The 2,827-nt window shown below is 38.0% G+C and carries 2 protein-coding genes; both read right to left on the bottom strand.

What is annotated here, in order from left to right; genetic code table 11:
• Positions 1 to 158 precede the first annotated feature (158 nt).
• Complete coding sequence (locus AC33VI_RS22280; RefSeq protein WP_491784458.1) at positions 159 to 1,745, bottom strand: dynamin family protein; 1,587 nt, start codon at positions 1,743 to 1,745, stop codon at positions 159 to 161.
• A 223-nt stretch (positions 1,746 to 1,968) separates the two neighbouring features.
• Entirely contained in the window at positions 1,969 to 2,736 is a 768-nt protein-coding gene (gene tatC, locus AC33VI_RS22275; RefSeq protein WP_491784457.1) for a twin-arginine translocase subunit TatC, read from the bottom strand.
• Between the last annotated feature and the right edge of the window lie 91 nt (positions 2,737 to 2,827).

The following is a 2,827-nucleotide window of genomic DNA, read 5'->3' as shown; positions in this document are numbered from 1 at the left end:
TTATTATACAACAGCTAGAACTACTAATGTATCAAGATTTCATCAATTTCTTATTAACTGTTTCAATAACGCCTATCGGCGGGGCTATCCATCCCACAACCTGCTTCGCGAGGTTGGGGAGTTCCGCCCACTTCTTAAATTTTGTCAGATTTAAGTATTTATTTTATTTGTTCTACTTCAATAGTTATCTGAGCGATTTCAGCTTTAATTGTTTCTGTTTGTCGATCGATCGATTCGCTAGCTGCAATCTTTTGAGTTAACTCTTCTTGCTTGGGTCGAATTACATCGGCAAATTGCTGCAAGCATTTATTTAATTCTGCTGCCAAGGCATCTTTAAGAGTTTTAGTATAGTTGTCTTGTAGATTGCGATAGGTTTGTTCGAGATCGGCTTTGACTTTTTTGCGCTGTCTCGGTAGAGCATTAAAGCTCATTAGACCAAACAAGCCAGCAATTACGAAAGCAGTAGCATCAGCTGAAGCTGCACTAAATAGTAATTGACCGCCAAAGCCAGTCGCTGCTGCAGTAATACCCAAACGCCAGAAACTATCTAAACCTTCTTCGGCTGCATATTTGATTTTGGCTGCGAATTCATCTACTTCTATCTTGTTAGTATCGATCGCGGGAATGACTAAACTATCTTCGGCGACGGTAATTGCAGTAGAAAGGTCTTCTTTGGCTTCCCGAACAATGCGATCGCGATATTTAATAAAAGTGGCAGTAGCTTCTTTAAATATTTCTTGGAGGTTTTTATCTAGTTGAATTTCTTTGAGAGTTTTAGCTAGTCTTTCTTCTAGCAGGTCATCTTCTTTGGTAATACGACGTTTGAGGACGCTCAGAAAAGCGGTATTATCGTCAATGAGATCGTTCGTACCTTGAATTAAGTTACTAAACAAATCGTCAATATTATCGCGAAAAATACCAAACAAAAGATTGTATTCTTCTAGTCGTTCTTCAATCCTGCGGGAAGTGCGATCGAAGATGGTTTTTTCCGCAGCTAATTTAGACTGAATGGCTTTATTTTGCTTTTCTAGCTGTTCTAAATATACCAGCAAGGAGTTTTGAGGACCTTTTAATTTTAGTTTGACTTTTTCTCCTTCTGCTAAAAACGCTAGAAGAAAACTTTTGATTTCGTCTATTCCCGCCCCAGAACGAGCGGAAATAGTAAAGACTGGGGGCATTTCTGCCAATATATCTTTTAAACCTTGACTGATATAATTTTTAATCTCTTTTGCTTCATTTTCTGCCACCAGATCGATTTTATTGATGGCAACGATAATTTTACGCGCCCAAGTGCGATCGACTAGAGTTAAAAAATCTTGTTCCGATTTGCTTAGAGGACGTTCTACAGAAGTGACAAACAAAATAATATCTGCTTGCTGTAGATAGTTTTCGGTTAATTCTTGGTGCTGTTCGATAATTGAATTAGTCCCAGGACTATCAATAAACACCAAACCGCCAAAGCCTTCGGGCTTATAAGATTCAATTTCTTGAGTGGTAGGCAAAAAGCCAACGTCGGCAATATCTTGATTATTTAATTGATTGAGCAAACTAGATTTACCTGCATTGAATTCTCCGCAGATAAAAATCGAGAAAGGATTGGCTAGTTGTTGCTTGAGGATTGCCGTATCGGGATTCAAATCAGGAAAAAGTACCTTCGCCTCCACAAACAGACCTTCAACTTTCTCAATGGTTGCTAGGCTGCGATCGAAAAGTTGTTGTTGTTCTCCTGAAAGAGTTAGAGGCATATATTTTTTTCCCTCAATCTTGCTTAATTTGGGTACATCATCTTTAAATTAATAGCAGTTTATGAGCGAATTGCACCTATATTTTAAGATTAACTAAGATTGTCGATCGCGATAGTAGGAGCAAAAGGCAATTTTCCCCTATGTTGTGTTAATTACTTAAAAATAATTTAATCAAGCAAATTCAAAATAACAGTTTTAACCAAGAAAAAATTCGGCAATTAAATTATTTACCCAAAAGCTTAACCGCACCAATACCGCCAAAATAAAGTCCTAAAACTGCGCCAGCTAACAAAGATTGAGTTAGAGGATCTGTCGAAGGGGTGAGAATTGCACCCATGATTACCGAACCTAAAACTACATATCGCCAACCTGCAAACATTTGAGAAGAGGAAACAATGCCGAGAAAACCAAGGATCAGCTGAATGATGGGAATCTGAAATGCTAAACCCGTACTAAATAATAATAAAAGAACAAATTCAAAATATTTATCAATCGACCAAGATTGGGCTACTACATCGCTACCATAGTTAATAAAGAAATTCAGGGCTGCGGGTATTAAGGCAATGTAGGCAAAAAATAAACCTACAAAAAATAGAATGCTAGAACCAAACACTACAGGGGCGAGAAGACGACGCTCTTTTCTAGTCAATCCTGGTAAGACAAATTGAACTATTTGATAGAGAATAAAGGGGCTAGCTAGCACCATTCCACTATAGCCAGCTACTTTAATCGAAACAAAGAAAAATTCTCCTGGGGCGAGTTGTAGAAATTGCACGTCTTGGGCTGGTACTTCTAGCAAGCGTACTAAAGGACGGACAAAAACAAAACAACCTAAAGCTGCGATCGCAACTGCAATCAGACTGTAAAAAATCCGCATTCGCAGTTCTTCTAAATGATCGAACAAAGACATTTCTACTTCGTTGGGAAGTTCGTTGAGATAGTCTTCTCGTGATTGTTCTTTGGTAGGAGTTTCTAAGTTAGGTGATGACATAAAGTAGATTGATAACAGAGCGATCGCTCGTTCTGAAAAATATTGCTGACTTTGTTTCAATAATTATATCTTTCTTCTCTACAACACCTAT

The sequence above is a fragment of the Waterburya sp. genome, assembly GCF_058530065.1.
Note: the sequence above shows the minus strand (reverse complement) of the source record. Positions and strands in the feature narration are given on the sequence as shown.

Coding starts and splice junctions, on each gene's coding strand:
- AC33VI_RS22280 (WP_491784458.1), bottom strand. CDS start 1,745: ATGCCTCTAACTCTTTCAGGAGAACAACAACAACTTTTCGATCGCAGC.
- tatC (WP_491784457.1), bottom strand. CDS start 2,736: ATGTCATCACCTAACTTAGAAACTCCTACCAAAGAACAATCACGAGAA.